The sequence below is a fragment of the Gordonibacter faecis genome, assembly GCF_030077735.1.
In the GTDB taxonomy this organism is placed as follows: domain Bacteria; phylum Actinomycetota; class Coriobacteriia; order Coriobacteriales; family Eggerthellaceae; genus Gordonibacter; species Gordonibacter faecis.
Window position 1 is genome coordinate 68,971 of record NZ_JASJEU010000007.1, and the last position, 20,620, is coordinate 89,590.

Annotated in this window: 15 protein-coding genes; 1 reads left to right on the forward strand and 14 read right to left on the reverse strand. The window is 58.2% G+C overall.

Annotated features, from left to right (window positions below; all coding sequences use genetic code 11):
- Positions 1 to 46: 46 nt before the first annotated feature.
- Both QNJ86_RS03815 and QNJ86_RS03820 read right to left on the reverse strand, forming a co-directional pair.
- The gene (locus tag QNJ86_RS03815; protein ID WP_283831267.1) at positions 47 to 913 is read right to left on the reverse strand and encodes a prepilin peptidase; all 867 of its coding nucleotides are present in this window, start codon (positions 911 to 913) and stop codon (positions 47 to 49) included.
- Positions 914 to 1,000: 87 nt separating this feature from the next.
- A complete protein-coding gene (locus QNJ86_RS03820) occupies positions 1,001 to 1,447 on the reverse strand; it encodes a hypothetical protein (protein WP_283831268.1) in 447 nt (148 codons plus the stop codon).
- Between the two features lie 133 nt (positions 1,448 to 1,580).
- Here QNJ86_RS03820 and QNJ86_RS03825 point away from each other — a divergent pair, with 133 nt between their 5' ends.
- Positions 1,581 to 1,793: a helix-turn-helix domain-containing protein gene (locus tag QNJ86_RS03825; RefSeq protein WP_283831362.1), complete on the forward strand. Its 213-nt coding sequence runs from the start codon at positions 1,581 to 1,583 to the stop codon at positions 1,791 to 1,793.
- A 665-nt stretch (positions 1,794 to 2,458) separates the two neighbouring features.
- On the opposite strand, the gene QNJ86_RS03830 is transcribed toward QNJ86_RS03825, so the two are convergent.
- The 12 genes from QNJ86_RS03830 to purD form a co-directional block, all read right to left on the reverse strand.
- Entirely contained in the window at positions 2,459 to 2,899 is a 441-nt protein-coding gene (locus QNJ86_RS03830) for a prepilin-type N-terminal cleavage/methylation domain-containing protein (RefSeq protein WP_283831269.1), read from the reverse strand.
- A 126-nt stretch (positions 2,900 to 3,025) separates the two neighbouring features.
- Complete coding sequence (locus tag QNJ86_RS03835) at positions 3,026 to 4,237, reverse strand: type II secretion system F family protein (RefSeq protein WP_283831270.1); 1,212 nt, start codon at positions 4,235 to 4,237, stop codon at positions 3,026 to 3,028.
- Between the two features lie 18 nt (positions 4,238 to 4,255).
- On the reverse strand, positions 4,256 to 5,314 hold the full coding sequence (locus tag QNJ86_RS03840) for a type IV pilus twitching motility protein PilT (RefSeq protein WP_283831271.1): 1,059 nt from the start codon (positions 5,312 to 5,314) through the stop codon (positions 4,256 to 4,258).
- A 9-nt stretch (positions 5,315 to 5,323) separates the two neighbouring features.
- Positions 5,324 to 7,030, reverse strand: a complete 1,707-nt coding sequence (locus tag QNJ86_RS03845) for a GspE/PulE family protein (protein WP_283831272.1) — start codon at positions 7,028 to 7,030, stop codon at positions 5,324 to 5,326.
- A 98-nt stretch (positions 7,031 to 7,128) separates the two neighbouring features.
- Positions 7,129 to 7,800, reverse strand: a complete 672-nt coding sequence (locus tag QNJ86_RS03850; protein WP_283831273.1) for a hypothetical protein — start codon at positions 7,798 to 7,800, stop codon at positions 7,129 to 7,131.
- A gap of 1 nt (position 7,801) precedes the next feature.
- Positions 7,802 to 8,167, reverse strand: a complete 366-nt coding sequence (locus tag QNJ86_RS03855) for a type IV pilus modification PilV family protein (RefSeq protein ID WP_283831274.1) — start codon at positions 8,165 to 8,167, stop codon at positions 7,802 to 7,804.
- Between the two features lies 1 nt (position 8,168).
- On the reverse strand, positions 8,169 to 8,810 hold the full coding sequence (locus QNJ86_RS03860) for a hypothetical protein (RefSeq protein ID WP_283831275.1): 642 nt from the start codon (positions 8,808 to 8,810) through the stop codon (positions 8,169 to 8,171).
- Positions 8,811 to 8,815: 5 nt separating this feature from the next.
- Positions 8,816 to 15,391, reverse strand: a complete 6,576-nt coding sequence (locus QNJ86_RS03865) for a hypothetical protein (protein ID WP_283831276.1) — start codon at positions 15,389 to 15,391, stop codon at positions 8,816 to 8,818.
- A 10-nt stretch (positions 15,392 to 15,401) separates the two neighbouring features.
- Complete coding sequence (locus QNJ86_RS03870) at positions 15,402 to 17,234, reverse strand: type II secretion system protein (RefSeq protein ID WP_283831277.1); 1,833 nt, start codon at positions 17,232 to 17,234, stop codon at positions 15,402 to 15,404.
- Between the two features lie 194 nt (positions 17,235 to 17,428).
- Positions 17,429 to 17,788 (reverse strand): Hpt domain-containing protein, encoded by a 360-nt coding sequence (locus QNJ86_RS03875; RefSeq protein ID WP_283831278.1) that lies wholly within the window; start codon positions 17,786 to 17,788, stop codon positions 17,429 to 17,431.
- Positions 17,789 to 17,994: 206 nt separating this feature from the next.
- Positions 17,995 to 19,302, reverse strand: coding sequence for a coproporphyrinogen III oxidase family protein (locus tag QNJ86_RS03880; protein ID WP_283831279.1), 1,308 nt, complete (start codon positions 19,300 to 19,302; stop codon positions 17,995 to 17,997).
- A gap of 8 nt (positions 19,303 to 19,310) precedes the next feature.
- The gene (gene purD, locus QNJ86_RS03885; protein ID WP_283831280.1) at positions 19,311 to 20,600 is read right to left on the reverse strand and encodes a phosphoribosylamine--glycine ligase; all 1,290 of its coding nucleotides are present in this window, start codon (positions 20,598 to 20,600) and stop codon (positions 19,311 to 19,313) included.
- Positions 20,601 to 20,620: the final 20 nt, after the last annotated feature.

The following is a 20,620-nucleotide window of genomic DNA, read 5'->3' on the forward strand; positions in this document are numbered from 1 at the left end:
GGGCAGAGCAGCCGCAAGTTGACCCAATCTTTCAGGTGAACAGGGGTTAAAACAGCCCAAAGTACAGCGTGATGAGCGTCGGCCCGAACAGCAGCGTGAACCATGTGGCCAGCGCAAGAGAGGGGCCGAAGGGGAAGGCACGCGGGTCTTCCGCATTCTGCCGGCGACGCTGCGTGAGGACGGCGAACACAATGCCGATGACGCAAGCCACCATGAGGTTGAGGACGTTGCCCACTAGCCCCAGGTAGAGGCCCACCATAAACACGAGTTTCACATCGCCGCCGCCGAGGCTTTGCCGCCCAACCACGCGATCGAACACCAGCGCAATGGCCAGCAGACACCCCGCCACCACAAACGCGCCAAGGAGCCCGTCTGTGAGCACGGCCAAGAGCGACGAACCCGTGAGCGCCCACATGAGCGACCCCAGCCCAATGGTGGACAAGTCCACGTCATAAAACGCGAACGAGGCCACCCACACCACGATGCCCGATAGAATGAACCCGTTCGGGATGGTGTAGCTTTCCAGGTCAACGAGCGACAACCCCAAAAGCACGCACCCCAGCACGCACAGGGCGAGCGCATGAATGGTGAGGCCGTAGACAGCCACAATGCTTATGAAGTACGCCGCACACACAAGTTCCGCCACCATATACCGCGGCGCGATTTTTTCATTGCAATAGCGGCACCGTCCGCGCAAGAAGAGCCAGCTGAGCACCGGCACCAGGTCGAGCGCGTTCAGCGGATGGTCGCACACCGCACAATGGCTACGCCCCTTCCACACACTCTCACCATGCACAAGTCGCCACGCCAAACAGTTGATGAAACTTCCGAGGCATGCGCCCAACACGCCTGCGACCACCAGGAAGAACACCGGCCACACTGGCGAGAGCACGGCCAACTCACTCAACTGCATCCCGCCGCTCCTTTCTCAAATGTTTCACGTGAAACATTTTGCAGCACCCCGGTGTTCATTCGCTTGAAAAATCCTGCAACCAAAAAATTAGTGCGCGGCGTTGGCTTCTACCCATGAGACAGCGAAGGTCCCGTTTTTCCTCGTAACTTTGATAATCAGAGAACCGCGCTCGACGTGGCGTTGTTCGCCCTCTACCACGAGGGTATCACTTTCGTTATACCCTGCAGGCGGGTCGGCCACCAAACAGTTGCCGCCCTTGTCGTAGTAGGCAACGTTCGTGCCATCGGAAGTGACGTGATCGCGATGTTCGGAAAAATCGCCGCCAGGGCACCCGGGAACAAGACACGACTCGGCGGCCGCCGTCGCTGCAACACCCTCGGCCGTATTGAGCACGTTCGCATCGTTGCCCTGCCACATAAGCCCCAGCGCATACCACCCAACCACCGCCGCAAGCGCCACCGCAAAGCACGCAATACCCACGATGCAAACAATCTCAACCCGAGAAAAACCCCTGCTGTCAGCCGCAATTTCCATGCAAGCAGAATACCACAAACCCCACCCCGATGACCTATACCGCAAAGCCCGCTTTCTTAAAGAGCTATTGAACAGCAGGCGGATTCTGGTATATATGCCAGAGGACAGTTAATGCGTCGCATTGGTTGGTGACATGGTTAAATCGGCGAAACAACTTGGGTTGAGGATTAAGACCTTGCGGGAAGAACGAGGCTGGACGCAGCAGGAGTGCGCCACGTACCTCGACTTTCATTATTCCACCATTGGCCACCTAGAATCCGGCAACCGCAACGTCACTCTCGCGACTTTAGAAAAGATTGCAGAAGGTTTTGATATCACGCTTGAAGACCTCTTCAAAGGCGTTTAGCTTTTAGATTTCATTCATCCTCGCGTTAGTTAATTAACTCTTTTACTTCTAGAACTAACTTTTTGAATTAATAAGGAACCGAAGTTTTCATCTACCAGGTTGACTGTAGGAGACTCCCGTTACAAAAGAGTGTAACGCGCTTCGCGCTGGCTAGTACGCCATGAGGTATCCAAGTTCCTTGCTTTACGACGCGGGCTGACTGACTTGAAGGCGAAGTCTTACAAGAGGGTTAACCTCCGTAGCGGCGTACTCCAGTGCGCCGTTCGCGCAAGCGCGAAAACGTAGGTTATGGTTGGGTTCTCCGCCTGCGGCGGAGAGGGCGCCCCTACGAAGATAACCTTTTTAGGTAGGTTTATCGTACATGAAAGAGCCCTCGTCATAGTGATAGGGAGACGCATCACATCCTGGCGTAATTAGCAGCGCGATAGCGCGTCACACTTTTAGGCAGCGGGACAGGGCTTTTGTTGCGGCCGCTTTATATGCGGGGTTGCCTTCACCGACAGCGACACGTTGGAATCATGTCGGATATTCTGACGCATACTCATAGCGCCAAAGCCATCAATCTACAAATTAACGGCATAAACTCCTACTTGGAGTTTCTTAATTTAAAAGGCGGCCGACAAATCCGACCGCCTTTTACTAATATTTACAGTTTTAAACGTTGCTTATTTCGTTTTATCTACAGCTTCAACCGCTACAGTAACCTCACCAGTGTCTGCACTAACCGTGAAAGTGTACTTGACGTTTTGCTGAGCAGTCCATGCAGGAAGATAACCTGGAACATTATCAACATCGGTGCTAGTTCCCTTGGTCTCATACTTTGTGCCCGTTTTTGAGAGACCGGCATCAGTGGTCAAGTAGTACACATCGCCACTTGCAATTTTAGTTTTATCGTTATCCATTTTTGTCAGAATAAATGATTGGGCTTGTGCATAGCCGGAACGAATATTTGCCTCATCGGTGCCAGCGTTAGCTTTTGCCAGCTGAGCTGAGAATACCGGAATGGCAATGGCAACCAAAACAGCAACAATAGCAACAACAATAAGCAGTTCAGCCAGGGTAAAGCCACTTTTTTCCTCTCGGATTCTTTGGATCATTTGTTTCATCATTTCCTCCTCTCAGAAGTTATAAAAACTTCTGATCTTGTGGGTTAGAAATATATAGCATCCCCCACCCGCCATTTCTCGTATTGCCATCATACCGGGTCTTAAGTACTGCAACAATGAAAAATACTACATTGAACCGTATATAGAAAACATTGCTATATACAAAGAAAGTACTATGTAGCCTGCAAACACTGCAATAAATATTAGAATCGCTGGTTCAAGCTTTGACAAGGCCTTTTGGGTTGCACGGTCGGTTTCGTCGTCATAAAACACCCCCATGGTGGATAATGTTTCTTCCAGTGAGCCCGTTTCCTCGCCCACAGCAGCCATTTCTATCAGGGGGCGTGGCATAAACGGCACGCTTTCCATGCACTCGCCCAGCTGTTTGCCCTCCTCCAGCTTCGCCGTCATCTTCGCCACGCCTTGGCTCATGACGTAGTTGTCCATCACCTTCGCCGTCACATCCACCGCGTGCGTCATCTGCAAACCCGACGCCAGCAACGTGGACATGGTGTTCGCGTACTGCGCGGCGTTCGAAAGCTGCGCCACGCGCCCCAGCGCTGGCAGTTTCAGCTTAAATGTTGACCAGGCTACACGGCCGCGTTCGGTCTTTGTCCACAGTTTCACACCCAGCGCCACGGCGGCCAGTACCAGCACAATCCACAGGATGTTCGCTGCCATAAAGTCGCTCGCATTGATAAGAATTTGCGTGGCCAGCGGCATTTCGGCGTCGTAGCTGGACAGGATGTTTTTGAACGTGGGAATAACCGCCACCATCATCACGGCCACCACCACAATGGCAATAAAAATAACGAAGACAGGGTACGTGAGCGCCTGGGCCACCTTGGCCTTTGTCTTGCTGGACTTGTCGTAGTACTTGTGCAGCGTGTCGAAGCTTTGGTCGAGCGTACCTGCCTGTTCACCTGCGCGAATGGTCTCGTAGAACAGGATGGGCAGCTTCGCCCCGCCTTTGCTTTCGAAGCTGTTCGCCAGGCTGTGACCAGCCGCCACGTCCTCGGCCACCTCGTCGAGGATGGCCTTCAGCCCCTTGTCGGAAGTCTGCTCGGCAACCAGTTCCACGCAGCGCGCCATGCCCATGCCCGATGCAATAATGATGGCGAACTGCGAGCACATGATGGCGATGACCTTCGACTTTATCTTGCCGGAGCCAATTTCTTGCTTCAGGAAGCTCGGGCGCTCTTTGACGGGCGTGATTTTGCTGACCACGCGGCACGTGACCTTCGCCTTCTCCAGCGCCTCGAACTCGTCGAACGCTTCAACCACGCCGGAGAGCTGCTGCCCCGACGCCGACGTTCCCTCGTACTTGAATACTGCCACGGCCTTGCCTTTCTCGCGCTAGAAGCGCCCGGTGCTTTTGGTAACGTAGTCGATGTCGTGCGCGGCTTCGATGGCCGTTTGCGCGTCAATTTCATTGCGCTTGTACAGGTTGATGAGCGCGTTGTCCATGGTGATGGACCCCACGGCCGCCGAGGTGGACAGCGCATTCACAATTTGCGGCGTCTTGCCCTCGCGAATGAGGTTGCGAATGGCCGGCGTCACAATCATGAGTTCGGCCGCCAGCACGCGCCCACCACCGCGGCGGTGCACCAGCTGCTGGCTGAGCACAGCGTGCAGACACGTGGACACCTGCATGCGAATTTGGCGCTGCAGGCCCTCGGGGAACACGTCCACCATGCGGTCGATGGAGTCGGCCGCGGAATTCGTGTGCAGCGTGGCCAGCACCAGGTGGCCGGTCTCGGCGGCGGTGAGCGCCGTCTCAATGGTGTTGAGGTCGCGCATCTCGCCAATGAGAATGACGTCGGGGTCTTCGCGCAGCACGGCGCGCAGCGCGTCGGCGTAGCTGGCGGTGTCGGTGCCAATTTCGCGCTGATTGATGACGCAGCGGTCGGGCGTGTGCACGTACTCGATGGGGTCTTCCAGCGTGATGATGTGGTCGTCGCGCGTGTGGTTGATCTGGTCGAGCAGCGCCGCCATGGTGGTGGACTTACCGGACCCGGTTTCGCCCGTGACCAGGATGATGCCGCGCTGCAGCTTGGGGAAGTCCAGCACCGCAGGCGGCACGCCCAGCCCATCCAGGGGCGGAATGACATCGGACAGCAGGCGCAGCGCCGCGCTGATGTTTCCCTTTTGGCGGAAGAGGTTGATACGCACACGCACGCCGGCGATGGTGTGCGCCAGGTCCAGCTCACCGCGCTCTTTGATGGCGTCGTAGCCGCGCCCGGCCAGCGCCTGCGCGTACACTTCACACTGGTCAGGCGTCAGCGGCTCGCAGCTGGGCATGCTTACCAGCACACCGTCGACACGCTGCTTCGGTGGCAGGCCGCTCACCAGGTGAATGTCGGACGCGCCCGCCGCGTGCGCCTGGTCAACCAGCTCTTCAATGCTTTTCGTCATGGGGCGCTCCTAATCCAGCGTGTTAATGGTGCGTGTGGCTTCTTCAACGGTGGTTACGCCGTCGTGCACCAGCTGAATGCAACTGGTGGACAGCGTGACGAAGCGCGACTTCGCCAAGATGGCGCGAATGGCATCGCGACCAGCGTTTTCGGCGATGGCGCGGCGCAGTTCGCGGTCGATAACCAGTATCTCGAACACGCCCGTGCGCCCGCGATAGCCAGTGTGGAAACACATGGGGCAACCCTTGCCGTGGAAGAACTTGATGCCCGAGTTCGCGGGCAGGCCGAGCGCTTCCAAGTCCTCGGGCGCGGGCTGGTATTCCTCGCGGCAATGCGGGCAAATGCGGCGCACCAGGCGCTGGCTGATGATGCCACGCAAGCCCGACGCAATCAGGTAGGGCTCCACGCCAATGTCGAGCAAGCGGTCGATGGTGGACAGCGCGTCGTAGGTGTGAATCGTGGAAAGCACCAAATGACCGGTGATGGCGGCACGCATGGCAATCTCGGCCGTTTCGCCGTCGCGGATTTCGCCCACCGCCACAATGTCCGGGTCCTGGCGCAGGATGGAGCGCAGGCCGCTGGAGAAGGTGAGGCCCGTTTTCTCGTTGATTTGCACCTGGTTGATGCCGTCGATGTTGTACTCAACCGGGTCCTCAAGCGTGATGAGTTTCACCTGTTCAGTGTTGAGTTCGCGAATCATAGTGTACATGGTGGACGACTTGCCGGAACCCGTGGGGCCCGCAATAAGCAGCACGCCGTTGTTGGAATGCACCAGCTTGTGGTAGCTATCCAGGTTGTCGCCGTAGAGGCCGATGCCCTTCGGGTCGAGCAGCTGTGAGCTTTTGTCCAACAAGCGCACCACCACCGACTCGCCATAGATGGTGGGAAGCGTGGACAGGCGCAGGTCGATGTCGCGGCTTTTGATGCGCACGTTCGCGCGACCATCTTGGGGAACGCGGCGCTCGGCGATGTTCATGCCGCCCATGATTTTCAGGCGCGAAATCACGCTGCTTTGCAAGTCGCGTGGCACCGTGAGCACGTTACGCATGAGGCCGTCGATGCGCATACGTACTTGCAGGTCGCCCTCGCGCGGTTCCAGGTGTACGTCGGAAGCGCGTTCGGTGGCGGCACGTTCGATGATGGAGTTCACCAGGCGAATAGTGGGCGCACTTTGGGCCTCGTCCTCCGCGTCGAGCGTGGTGCCGGCGAAGCGCACGTCGGTGGCATCGCCGGGAGCGGTGGATGCCGCGGCCTCGGTGCGCATGTCCTCAATGGCGCGCGCGGCGCCTTCGTTGCCGTAGAGCTGCATGATGGCGCGCTCGATGGCCAGCTTCGTGGACACCATGGGAACGATGCGCCGCCGCGTGGCCGCGCGCGCTTCCTCCTGCGCGATGAAGTTCATGGGATCGCTCATGGCCACGAACACCTCGTCGGGCGTCGCACGCACAGGCACCATGTTGTACTTTTTCGCCATGCTCTTGGGAATGGTTTGCGTGAGGTCGGTGGGCAGAATGACGTTCGTCAGATCGATAAAGTCGATGCCCAGCTGCATGCACAGCACATCGATAAGTTCTTTTTCGGTGATGTAGCCTGCATCGATGAGCTGCTCACCCAGACGCTTGCCGCTGTCCTTTTGCAAGGCGAGAGCAGTATTCAGCTGATCAGCGGTAATGTAGCCGCTGTCGAGAAGCATATCTCCCAGTCGCTTGTACGCCATGCGTCGTGCTTCCTTTCGCTATCGGGCCGCGCGGGTCCGAGGTTCGTCATGCGTTCTGCCGCTGTGCCGCTGCCTGCGCTGCGGCCGCGTCGAGTGCGCTACCAGTTGTTCACGGCGCGCACCGTGATGGTTCCCGATTCCGCGTCCTGACCCGCGCCGCTCACCTTCACGGAGAACGTCCACAGGCCGCCGCGCCCATTTGGGCTCGGTGTCCACGTGAGCTCTGTCAGCTGGACGGACGCGCCCGTGCCTGCCGTGTCGATGTTCAGCAGCGGCAAGGCGGCAAGCGTGTCCACGTCGGCAGGAAGGTTCGCCTGCTTGCCGTCGGCATCCAGAGCATTCACGCCGTTCAGCGTGATGGACGTCACGCCGTCACTGTCCGTGGTGTTGGCCAGGTAAAGCCGGTAGCCACGCACCGAGCTGTCGAACGTGTAGGCCGTGGTGCCGTTGCCATCAATGCCTGTGCCTGCGGCCACGGAAACAGCCTCAACATCGTAGGCGAACCGCAACTCGTCTTCAACCGCCGTGACGGCGTTGGTGAGCAGCGCGTTCGCGTCGGTAGCCTGCTTGATGGTGCTGTACGAGCCTATCGCGGAGCCAATGCCCATGGCCACCGCCAGCGTGAGAAGGCCCACTAACAGCACAGTAACCAGCACTTCCCCCAGGGTGAAGCCGCTGGTTGTACGCAGGAGGCGCACTGCACGCGATGGGCGGAACGGGCGTGGCGAACGCTTCGCGCAGGCGGGGACTATGCTGGAAAAGGCCCGCATGCTAGCTGCCATCCTTGAGCGTGTAGCGCGAAAACGCGTAGCCGTTGGCGTCGCTGTCGGTGGACTGGTTGATGGCCACCGTGGCTTCCCACTTGAGCGCGTCGCCCCACGAGGGACGCTCGCCCACATCGGTAGAACTGGTCACGGTAATGGCACCCGCTGCCGCTGGGCCGGTGCCCGCATCGACGCTGCTCGTTTGCTCGTAGGCACCCTGCAAGGCGGCGGTACTCATCAGCGACGACTGCACGGCGGCGTTAATGAGCGCTGCCAACACCACCGTAGCTAGGCCCACAATAAGAACGCCCACCAGCACCTCGGTGATGGTTTCGCCCGCTTGCGAACGAAGTATGCGATCGCGCAGCTTCATACTAGCTACTCTCCGTCTGACGAGGGCTTTTCGTAATCACCGCATCTTTCCACGTGATGCTTTGCAGCGTGGTGCCCGCCTCGTCGTACAAACACGACGCAGGAATGGTGAGCACCACCTGGTAGTTGCCCACCGCGCCGTCGTAGACGGTCGGCGAGAAGGTAATGCGCAGGTCGAACGGCGTACTGGCATTCTTGCCACCCATGGTCAGGCGCGCCGTGACGTCTTTCAGCGTGTCGTTGTCGGCAGGCGCGCTCACTTTCAGCGTGGCGGTTGCCGCGCTGGGGGCCAGTGGGTTGGAAGTGGTGTTTTGCGACTTCACCGCACCGGCAATGAAGTTCTGCACGCTGGTATTCGCATCGGCGAAGGCGCAGGTATAGTCCTCGCCGCTAACGGTACAGGTGCCGCCAACCAGTTCGTCGCGGAACAATTCGGCCGCCGACGTGGTGGAATAATATGCCTGCTGGCTTTTCTCGTAGTCGACCAGCTGACCCGTGCTCACGGTGGCCGCCGTCAACACGACGGCACCCACCAGCGCGCACACCAGGAAAAACAGCAACGCAATGAGAATGGAAGCGCCCCGCGTATCCTGAGCGACATCCACCACACGGCGCGCCGCTGGCCCATATGTCGAACCCCCCACCAACGCTACCCTACCGTCACCGTCTTGGTTTCAACCGTGGTGCCATAGAAGAACGTATATTCATACGTCCCCGGCCCAGGCACGGTATCAGTGAGCGTGAAATCCATCGTCCCTGTCGCTTTGCCCTGCGCAGGTGTAACACCTGCCGTCACATTAACAGCACTTGCGGCATTCCCCTTGAGTGAACGCCATACGGTGAGCCCATTGTAGGGAGCTAAATCTTCAGCTTCGTTTTGCACCTTCTTCGAAGCAAACAACTGAGCGGTCACAGTCTTATCGGCCGCAGTAATGCTATCCACTTTCAAGTTGTACACAGGGCTAGGCAACTTAGGATTCATATCTGTCCATTGGCCTATCCATGAACTTTCTCCTATGTTAACTTTTCCAACATTGCCATACGGATACAGGCCATTGCTCGATGAATACACGTTTGCACGTAGGGTCGCTCCCCAAACGGATGAAAAGCGCCCATATGTTAAATAACGAGATACCTGCAGAGCAATGTGATAGTCTCCAGCTTCTTTTATGTTTGCGACAATACCAGCACGCTCTTCGTCATTAGACATATTCATGCGTACGTAACGCGAATCAATAGGCCGACCTGATGCATCAGTAACAATAATGCTCGTTCCCAAAGGTAAGTTTTTCGCGCGTTCAAGCCACAGAATTACTGAGAACTCGTTTTCTTCGAATCGTGTATTCTTTACTGCATCATTTAGTTTGAGTGAAAAATCAAAGTGGTAAACATCATAGAGATAATCGAGTGACGTCACCCGAGGCCCTGCGGTGAGACTTGCTTTTGAAAAGCCTGTTGTTGAGCTTTCGTATTCGATTTGCTGCTCAACACCTGGAGCGTAATGTTCGTTGAAGACTGAACCATCTTGGTTGTATTCCGTGTAGCGCAGGATGTCGTTGGCACCGTTGTTATAGGTGTGTTTTAACATCAAAAACTTTTGCGTATGCTCGGGTTTATTCTCAGCGTTTTCGTAATCTACAATAAACACCAGCTTTTCCCTGATGACGGTGTTGCCGCTCTTGGTGTCGCTAAACTTACCGGAGCCGTTAACTTTATCGAACGAATCGAGGTTGATCTCAGTTTCACCTTCGCACTCGTGATAATAGTATTGTGGGTTGTTCGCGTTGGTGAGGTCTATCATCGTAATCTTTAGCCCTGGGCTAAACCTGCTGTACCAGTCGGGGCCTTGGCTTGTTTGGCCAGCCGAATGCTCGGCGATGTTTCCATCCCAATAAGGAATAATCGACCAGGACTTGCCTGAGTAGGCGGACGGGCTATAGGTGCTGATGAATTCGGCGGTGTAGGCGCTTTTGCTGGTGATGGTGTCGGTGGTGGTGTAGGGCACGTCGCCGTAAATCTTGCCGTAGTGCTTGAGCGCATAGCCGTCAGATGTGGGGCTTTCGATGATGATGTGAACCCTGAACAGGTAGGTGTTCATGTCCTCGTCTTCGTTCATATCCCGCAGCTGGAACGTGACCAAGCCGTCGTTCACGGCGGTCATGTTTTGCCCCAGGGTAAGGGAGAACGTCACGGGAATAAGTTTCTCGTTTTCGTCATACCGGAATCGGTCATCCGGCGCACGGCCTGGATTCTGGAAGTAGTAGTACCCACCCAGCGACTCACCAGCGTTGGTGTTCACATCCATGCGCAACTGCGCTTGTTTTTCGCCCGGCGTTACTCCCTCGCCCACCAGCTCGGGCGTATTTTCAATCGCAATGTCTTTACGCGAGTCGAATTGCAGGTAGCAATCCTTCCCGTTTTCGTCGTCTTCCCGTTCGTTTACGGGAAGCCAGGCTTGCGCCGTCACGGTGGTGTTTCCGGTGGTGTAGCCCTTGATGGTGAGGTCGTACTGGTAGGTGTGACCCTCCACGTACCAAATGCGGTTGCCGTTCAGTTGCTGGGTTCGCAGGTCGAGGTAGTCGTCTTCTTCCTCGCCGTCCTCGTATTCCTTGGTGACGCAGGCGAAGTGGCCCGTGCTGTCCGGATTGAACGCTTGGGTATCGGTGCCCGTAGCCGCGAACACAAACGCGCCGCCCTCGTTTTCGCCAGGCGTGAGCAATGACAACGTGAACAGGCCGATCACATGGCCGTACTTGCCGGTTTCGGGCTGCTCGTCGTCGGCGTAGGCAACATCAAGCTGCTTGCCGTTGTTGATGATGACCGTGTTGAGCGCCTGGAATGCCGTACCCGTCGCCAGGCTCGTCCATAACGTGCCCTGCTCGTAGGCCTGGCGATACTGGTCAAGTTCTTTGACCTTGTGGCCGCTGGCGTCCTTTTTCTCCATCCAATCATCTTTGCGGAAATCGCGCTCGGTTTCCACGTCGCTCCACAGCGAGCCCAACCCGTTCACCACCGTGTCAAGCTGCAGCGTGGAGCCGTTGTACAGCTTCAGCAGTTGCACGCGGTTGACGGCGTACTTCGTGCTATCGAGCGAGTTCACGCGGTCGAGGGCACCCAGGGTGTACACCTTCGAGTTGCTCATGATGGCGCGGTCGGCGCGTTGCAGCGAATAGAACATCTTTAGCGGATCGGCGTCCGGCGCATCATTCTTGAAGTCGATCAGCGTAATGTGGCGCGTGCCGAAGGCCTTGCTCACATTGCCGTCGCCGTATACGCCGCCGCTTTCGCCACCGAAACTGACGCCGGAGCCTTTGACGAACACCTCGGTGTTGCCGTACACCGTGTAGTCATTCGCCTGCCCCGAGCCCGATTGCTTGCTGCGGTTGCCGCCGCCGAAGACCGAGCCGCCGAGGTCAACCGTACGCGATGCAGCGGCCCCTTCGCCAAGGTCGCAAAGGTCATCAACGATGCGTGCAGCTTCGGTGTCGTTGCTGACAACTTTGCCTGCGTCCTGCGCGTCGGTTTCAGGCAGCACCGCAATACCCTCATCGGTACTGTTCACAATAACAAGTGTTGCTTGCGTCGCCGTGCCATCCACCGCCGGCGCGTAGGTTCTGCTTTCGTTGCCGCCGCCAAACACGTCGTCTTTGATGGAGCCGCCGTACACCTTCACAGTGGAGGTGCCGAACACCGCGCCCTTGATAAGCGCCTGGTCAGTATCCCCCTGACCGAAACCTTCGCCGCCGCCAAACACGCTTCCAGCCACCGCTCCGCCACTCACGACCACGGTCGTGGATCCGGCCGACGTTACCTCGTAGGGCAATCTGCCGTTGCCGCCGACGGTGCCTTCGCCCACCGTACCCCGTGCGCCGCCGCCGTACACACTGCCGCCTACTTGACCACCCGAAACGGATACATACGTGTTGCCCGTGACGCGCGCCATGTGCGGCGCGTCTTTGCTTTCGATACCATTCCCGCCGCCATACACGCTGCCGTTTACGATGCCCCCGGTCACGGACACCTCGGTATCACCGATGACCTGAGCTAACGCGCGCTTGTCAACGTTGGTGAGATACGCATCGGTGCCCGCACCGCCGCCATACACGCTACCGGTAACAGTGCCGTCGGCAACGGAAACGCTCGCCGAGCCGTACAGCATGCCGGCGGTTGCGCACGCCGTAGTGGCATTGCCAGTGGTGGTCTTGCCGTCGCCGCCACCGTACACCGAACCGTTGATGGTTCCGCCGTTCACCGCCACGGCGACGGACGCGGGGTCCTCGGCCGTGCCCGTGGTTCCGCCCGCGCCGCTCGCGAACACGGCGCCGGTCGCGTCGCTCGTTCCCACCGTGCCCCCATTTATAGTGATGAGGATGTCGGGCTGCGAAGCGTCGAGGCCTTCCTTCTTCCGGATGGCATCGGAGTGGCGATAGTGGGAATCAATGCCCAGGTCTTTGGAGGCGGAACTGCTGTTACTCCAACGACCGAGGCACCCGCCGTACAGTTGCTCAACCGTGCCACCGTTCACCGTAGCGCGCACCAAACCCACGAAGTCGTTATTGGAGTAGCGTTCGTCACCCGTCGAGCGGTTATAGCCAATGCTGGAACCGAGGAACAGCTTCACGTACCCGCTGTTCAACTCAACATCGGATACCGCAAACACAGAACCGTCTGTCTGCCCACCGCAGAGCATGCCCACGTCGCAGTTATATCCGCCGCGCGACGGCTGCTGAATGTCCACAACAATCTTCGACTTGAAGTAATCAGTTTCACTGCCCAGCGTGTTATGGCTTCCGTCGTTCATTTTCGTATTGCGGTTGCCCGCCAAAATACGCGCGTAGCAGCCACTCTTCACCGTGATGGTGCACTCATCGCCCTGCTTCTGCCCGGTGGCGCTGTCCTGTTTGTCGTAGTAGCCGCCCACAAGGTGGAAGTTGGGAACATTCGTGCCCGCCAACAGGCCGAAGTTGTCAGTGCTGGCCTGGCTGTACCCATACATCTTGATGTTCTCGTCCATCGTGAGGTTGTGGCCCTGGCAATAGATGTAGCCAACGTTTCCGCCGCCACCGTAGAGAACGATGTCACGTATCGCGGTGTCCGCGTATAGGAACTTGCCGCGCGCTTCGTCATTATGCCACGTCAACCGCCCGTAGTCGTTAAATCGAGCGTCGTCGCCGGAAAGGCTATTCGTGCCTTTACTGGCTTCCGGATACCCCGCGTCGTAGCCGGTAATGGTGGCTGGTTTATAGAACGCGTTCGGCTTACCGTTCTGCTGTTCAAGTCCGAACGACGAATCGTTGTACTCGCCCACGATGACGATAACGTTCGACTCAACCGTGCCGTGTTCATCCAGCAGTTCGTATGCTCTCGGGATAGTTCGGACGGCCGTATCAGGGGACGTGCCTTTTGCGTTGTCGTCGCCGGCGTTAGCATCGACGAACACCGTGCGTCCGCCGGCCGCGCCTGTGGCTTGGAAGGTGAGTGCGTTATTAGCCACCAGCGTCGCTTTAACAGTGAACTTCGCGCCAACCGGAGCGCTCGAAACGTCGAGCGAGGACTCCGTTGAAATGACGCCGCCCGAAGCAATGCTTCCTTCGAACCATTCGTAGGTGAAATCGTCTGTGTTCAGCCCCCACGCGTCACCATTCACAATGACCGCGGAAAGGGAAACAACGCGACCGGCATTGTTATTTACTCGCTGAACCGCTACGAAAACATCACTTGGAGCAGGGATAACGCAGCTTGCCTGCTGCCGGTTGCTCCCAAAGGCGACCGAGGCCTCTTGCGCGTCAGGAGCAAGCGTGACGAAGTGGCGGCCTTCGGCAGTTACGTTCACGTTCGTGCTCCATGCAGGGTTCTCAAGCGATGCGCCTGTTTCTCCCTCGTACACACCGAAATAGCCTTCGGACAAGTAATAACGTCCATGAAGAGGCTCGTCGAGGGTGATTCCCACCGAAACATGATTGAGGACAAGAATCGGCACACCATTCTTGGAAGCCTGGCGCCAGGTTACTCCACCGGGATCGAGCGTCGCCTTACAGTCGGCAATGTTAGCGGCACTGTAGGAGCCGCTCAGCTTGTCGTCACCCCAGCGATACGCGCCGGCTTCGTCGTACACGAAGCCTTGCGACACGTCATCACTCTGCGTGAGGTTGTACACCGAATTCGGCATCGTGCCGTCATTCATGGAAAGTTTCGCCTGATAGAAGCACATGTTGAACGTGACAGCTGTCGAGATGTTAGTCCCCGTAGCAGCATTAGTACCAGCTCCACGACGAACACCGGCAATCACCGGGGCATTGTAGCCGTCAGCCTTGATAGAGCCGGCGAACGCACACGAGTTCACCTGAACGGGCAACCAACCACCTTCGTTGCTGTTCACACGCGAGCGACCCACAATGCCACCCGCATATGACTGGCTGCTGTAGGTTCCCGTGGTTTGAATCGTACAATCCACGCTACAGTTTGTGATTGAGGCATTCGCGCCGCTGCCTGTCGTGTAGGCATCGCCCACCAGGCCGCCGGCAGCATAGAGCCGCGTGTTGGTTGTGGTGCCTGCAGGCGTCAACTCTTCAATCATGCCATTCATAACGCTGCACTGATCAATGTTGGTAGAACCAAATGCCGCACCCACCAAGCACCCCAGCGCTACATCTACAGAAGGAGCCTCCGACAGAGTTCCGGACAACGTAACGGTTTGCAGATTCAAATTCTTAATAGTGGCGCCCTGCGTAGCTCCGAACAGCCCTGCTGTATACATGCCGTTCTTTGAGGTAAGAGTCGAAAGGTCAAGCTTCACATTCTTGATGGTGAACCCTCCACCGTCGAAGGTTCCGCGGAAGCCGTGGTTGCTTGCATCCCTAAAGCTGTCAGCATAACCGATGCGCGTGTTGGCGCTGCTAAACCTGCTTCCCGCCAGATCGATGTTGCCGGTAAGCGCATAGTGGGCCGTCGCGTACTGAGCACTGCCTGCGTTCACCTGGTCGGCGAGGTTCTTTAGTTGGTCGGCGTTGGCAATTTGGTAGGGATCAGTCTCGGTGCCGGTGCCTCCGGCGAAGAGGCCGTCCTCGGCCGAGGCGGAAATGGGAGTTGCCAGCAAGAACACCGAAAGGAGCACGGCCACCACGAGACTGAGCGCAGCCGCAAAGAGGGCACACGCGCCCAGTGGCGCCTGAGCCCGTATGCTGAGCACCTGGTCGTGCGTGGTATGTCCGAACGCTGTTTTCATCTGCCTCATCTCAGGACACCGCTATACCTTGGGAATTTCCGCTGAACACTGTTGTATCCTTCGCGTAGTTCGCGGACGGATTGTTCTTCAGGAACTTTATGGAGTAGCTGCTTTGTGCGGGAAGTGTTTGATTAAGTTCGAGGATCGTACCTGTCTGCACACCGCCAACGAGCGGACTCGACGGGTCAATGGACAAACCGCCCTCCCACGACACTATCGGTTGAACCGCCGTACCCGTCGCTACGATGAGTTCAGCGTAGAGCGACCCTGGTCTATCAATCACGTAATAGTAATTGGTTTCATCACTCTTATGCACGTTGATGGTTATGACCAGCTTCTTCGTCGGTGACGGCTCCGCCATTGAGCCCTTAACCTTGTGACCCCTCACCGTGAGCATGTACGTTGCCCCGTCGGTCATCCCACGTATCGCGGCCTCTTCCAGCGTAAGCACAAGTCTTTGGGTGTTCTGGAGGCCATTGAAGAAGTAATAGCCGTTTTCGGGATGCACGTTTCCATTATCGTTCCCACTCGCGTTATGGCCACCACGTACTTCAAACGTGAAATCGCCGGTAGCGTGGCCGTCCTTCTCAATAGTAACGGTGTAGCACAGGCTGTTATCAGAGTAGGTATCTTCGTCATAGAAGTTCCTCAGGGCTATTTCAATCGCGTTGCCTTTTTCTTTCCCTTTTTGCTGATCGGACAGCACGCCGGTGTTCGTAATATAGACGTCGATAGTGGCCTCAGTTTGCCAGTCAGACATGATGTTGGAGGTGAAAATAAGGTCATCAGCCACCGCTGCACCCCACATTCCCTGAGCGTAGCCATAGACGGAGCGACACAGCACCACGTTGCTGCTGCATTTCGACGTGAGATCCACCACTTCGCCCTCAGTGAACCCAAGCGGAGCCTGGCCCGCCGTGCCTTCAACCGCCGACGTGAGCGCAGCTATACTTATGCGGTAGGTATCAGCGGTGATCGACGTGCCGTTCACCTGGTCGGTCGTCAGTTCGCAGACATCTTTCACGTCTGGAGCGACCAGGGTCAGTCCGGTATTGGTTTTACGGTAGAGGTCTACACGCGAAAGCGTCCCCATCGCGGAAAGGCGCAGCACCAATGTTTCATTCGCGCCTTTAATGGTAAGCATTTGGTAGGTGTTCCACGAACGATGCGCGGGTTTGAGGTTGGGGTCGGTCACCAAAATGTGCCCGTTCGCCACGGCCACCGTCGGCGGCTCCAGCACCTCGTACTTCAGCGCGTCAGCAGCCGCACCGCCGTAGTAACCAACCAGTGTATTGGTTGCCTTTCTGCGCTGGTCACGGTCACGAATCTCCGCCCCATCTACACCCCTGAGGTAATACGCGTCCAACACACTTTGGGGTTCTTCGGTATAGAACACGCCGTACACGGCGCCTGTTTCGTAGCAATACTCAATGATATACGCATGATTCCACACGTCGGCGTCGATGGCGCCTTGCGGCAAAATACCGTGCGCCTGGGCGAACGCAGCCGTTATATAATAATAGGTATAGCCATCGCTTGTGGTTTTGCCGTCGTCATCGGTGCGCAGCGCTGTTGGCGTAATTGCCCTGTTTCCCTGAGCGTCCGGCGTCCCCGTAAACTCCTTGTTATGGACGTCCCACTCGCCCGACGCCTGCAAATCGGCGATGCTGTTCTGAGCAGCCAGGTAGAGGGATTTCGCCGCGTTATCGTACTTGGTCAGCGTGAAATTACGAATGTAGCCGAACAAGGACACTCCGATGACAGCCGCAAGCACCGCGAGGATAGCCACCACTGTGAGCAGTTCAGCGACGGTGAATCCCTCACTATGTTTTACGCGCGCCATCTGCTGCTTCGTCCCTCGCCTCGCTTCTGTGCTGTGCCGCGGAGTACCTTTTATCATACCATCTTATGCGAGAGCATAGGCATTCAATAGAGATTGAAGGCAGCTTCCAAGGACAGTATAACACCGGGGGGCTGCTCAATAACGGGCGGGGGCAGAAGCGGAATGCGCTGACGCGCTGGGGACGCCCACGTGCACTAGCCAGCGAACCGGCGAATAGCCTTGAGCACGCGATCGTACGCCTGGTCAAGATCGTTGAGCCCTGCGGCCGAAGTTGCCAGGTCACCCGCGCGTGCCGAGTCGGCCACCCGCGAAGCGCACGCATACAACTCCGAGCAGCACAGCGTTCCCGCCACACCCTTGAGCGCATGCGCCGCCCGATAGACCGACCCCGCGTCTTCCGTGAAAATCGCCAGGTGAAGTGCCGCACACGAATTATCTTCGGCAAACCGCATCATCAGGTGCTCAAAGAACGCCTCGTCGCCGTCGAACCGATCGAGCGCTTCTATGTAGTTGATTCCGTACGCGCTCAATTCGTTCGCGTGTTCTGCAAACATCGCCTATACCTTTCGATTTTTCGAGGAATGCGGCCGCCGTCTTGCAGGGCGCGCAGCGCGTCTCAGCATCAGGGGCATCTCAACTCTCACTCGCTGAGCGAGCGGGTCGTATTTTAGCGCGCCGCTACGGGGCACACAGCCCGGTTCAGGCGGCAACAAGTCGAAAGGCACAGGTGAAAGGGGTGCGGAAGGAGGGCGGCCGTGCGCTAGCCGAACAGCAGCTCGCGTTCCTCGCCAGTGAGTGCGGCGCGGGCCTGGTCACGCAGGTTGTTCACGCCGATGAAGAACTGACGCATCATGACCACCATGAGGTAGCGGCCCTTCGGCGTGAGCGTGAGTTCGTCGCGCGTGTCGCGGTCGAACGCGCCGGCGGCCTTCATGAACGCCATCTCCACGGGAAGCCCCGCTTCCACCGTGCAGCCGAAGTCGTGTTCCCACTGGCGCTTGTCTAGGCGCAGGCCAAACAGCTGCATCATGAAGCGATAGCGCATGCGGTCGCGCTTACTGAACGTGGTCTTACCCATGAGCGACATGCGCCCTTCCGCAATAGCAGCGTTGTAATCGTTCACAGAGAACGTGTTCACGAACAGATTGTCGCCCAAATACGTGATGCCGCCCGAACCGATGGCGGGATACTCTTCGTAGTCCACCACGTATTCGTCAATCATGGCATCTTCGCCCGCCGCACCGGTGCCGCGCTTGTTGAAGGTCCACGCGCTGCCGAAGTCGAAGAGCGGGGTATCGCCCCCGGTCAGAAGCTCGCTGATCATTTCGTAGTACGTTTGCTCGCGGTCGTAGTCCACGCGACCCACGGTGCGCGCGAGTTGGCGCGCCACGCTCGGGCTGGCCATAAGCGGGTAAAACGTCGTCTGGCTCGTACCGCTTTCAATCACGCGCTCAATATCGTTGATAAGAATGTCCTCGGTCTGCGCCGGGAAGTTGAAAATCATATCCACGTTGAGCGAGGTAAAATACGGGCTGGCCTCGCCAATACGCTCAAGAATTTCCTCGCCGCTGCCGTACTTGTCGTAGCGATCCATCTGCTTCAACAGGCCGTTATCAAAACTCTGCACGCCCACGCTCAGGCGTTGCACGCGCCCTTGCAGCTTATCCAGATACGACGGAATGAGGTGGTTCGGGTTCGTCTCGCTGGACACTTCTTTGATGGAGAACGTTTCTTTCGCCAGGTCAATGGTGTCGCACAGCTCGTCCAGCATGATGGTGGGCGTGCCGCCGCCCACGTACAAACTCTCGAAATCGTAGCCGAGATCCTTCAACATCATCATTTCCTTGCGCATGCTGGCGAAGTACGGCCGCGCACGTTCCTCCGCAAACGGGAAGCGGTTGAACGAGCAGTAGGGGCACAGCCGCTCGCAAAACGGCACGTGCATGTAAAGCATGTACTTCTGCCCCGGCTTCGGCCCCGGCACCCGCGCATCATCGGTCGGCTGAAGCTTCAAATAACTTTTCGTGCACTGGCGAACAACCGCCGTAAGCATGCGTTCGGATAGCAACGTTACCCCTATTCCCAGGCGCTTCGGCCGGCGGCGGCTTTTTTGCCGATGTCGGTGCGGTACTGCTTGCCTTCGAAGTTGATGAGGTCGCAGGCCTCGTAGGCCTTTTCGCGCGCCTCGTCGAATGTGTCGCCGAGCGCCACCACGTTCAGCACGCGACCGCCGGCGGTCACCAGCTCGTCATCGGCGTTGCGCGCCGTGCCCGCATGGAACACGGTGACGCCGTCCAGTTCCTCGGCCTCTTCCACACCAAGGATGACCTTGCCTTTTTCGTACGCGCCGGGGTAGCCTTCGCTCGCCAGCACCACGCACACGGCCCACTGCTCGCTCCAACGCAGGTCGATGTCGTCGGGACGGCCCTCGGCCGCCGCCAGCAGAATGTCCACCAAGTCGGCCTCAAGGCGCGGCAGCACTACCTGCGTCTCCGGGTCGCCGAAGCGCGCGTTGAACTCCAGCACCTTCGGGCCCTCGGGCGTCAACATGAAGCCGCCGTACAGCACGCCGCGGTAATCGTTGTCGAACTCGCGCGCCGTAGCTTCGGCCGCCTTCTCCATGACTTCGTGCATAACGGCCAGTTCATCAGGCATAACAATAGGCACCGGCGAGTACACACCCATGCCGCCCGTGTTCGGCCCGCGGTCGCCGTCGAAGGCGCGCTTGTGGTCCTGCGCGGTGGCCATGCAGTGCGCCTTGCCGCCGCTCACGAACGCCAGGATGGAGCACTCGGGGCCGGTCAGACACTCTTCCACCACCACGGTGGAGCCCGCCTCGCCGAATGCGCCCTCGAAGCATTCGCGCACGGCCTCTTCGGCATCTTCCACCGTCTCGGCCACTACCACGCCTTTGCCGGCGGCCAGGCCATCGGCCTTCACCACCACGGGAGCGCCCAGCTCACGCACGTAGGCGAGCGCCGGCTCCTGCTCAGTGAAGCTGCCGTAGCGCGCCGTGGGAATGTCGTTCGCGTCCATGAAGCGCTTGCTGAACGTCTTACTGCCCTCCAGCTGAGCGCCCTGCGCATCGGGGCCAAACACCGCGATACCCGCCTCGCGCAGCACGTCGGCCACACCGGCCACCAGCGGGGCCTCCGGCCCAATAACCACCAGGTCGATAGCGTGTTCTTCCGCGAAGGCCAGCACCGCGCGGCCATCTTCGGCATCCAACCCGGGCACGTTGCGGGCGATGCTCGCCGTTCCGCCATTGCCCGGCGCCACGTACAGCGCATCGGTGCGCGGAGATTTCGCCAGCGCCCACGCGATTGCATGCTCGCGACCGCCGCCGCCCAAAACCAAGATGTTCATACCAGGTCCTTTCAAACCCA